The 250-nt window shown below is 58.4% G+C and carries 1 protein-coding gene; it reads right to left on the bottom strand.

What is annotated here, in order from left to right; all coding sequences use genetic code 11:
• Window positions 1–167: site-specific integrase (locus R0J88_RS22210; protein ID WP_410901201.1), on the bottom strand; the 167-nt coding region annotated here is incomplete at its 3' end.
• Between the last annotated feature and the right edge of the window lie 83 nt (window positions 168–250).

Here is a 250-nt window from a genome sequence, read left to right as displayed (position 1 = left end):
ATCAGGTCACGGCCAGCGTCGGGCAGGGAAACCGAATGTTCCTGCAACCAGCCGTTGAACAATGCCAGATCGCTGCGGTAGGACACGCGGGTGTTGTCGGACAGGCCTTTTTCAAGCCACAGGGCGTCGAGAAACTGGTCGATCAGGGGGTGGTCGAGGGCGGGCATGAAGACTCGGTGGCAAACGGCGAATTGGCGCTTAGTCTTTCATAACACTGCAGGCATAGGGAGCCCGTATGAACGAACAGCAG

Origin of the sequence: Pseudoalteromonas sp. SIMBA_162 (assembly GCF_046535955.1) — a bacterium.
In the GTDB taxonomy this organism is placed as follows: domain Bacteria; phylum Pseudomonadota; class Gammaproteobacteria; order Enterobacterales; family Alteromonadaceae; genus Pseudoalteromonas; species Pseudoalteromonas marina.
Note: the sequence above shows the minus strand (reverse complement) of the source record. Positions and strands in the feature narration are given on the sequence as shown.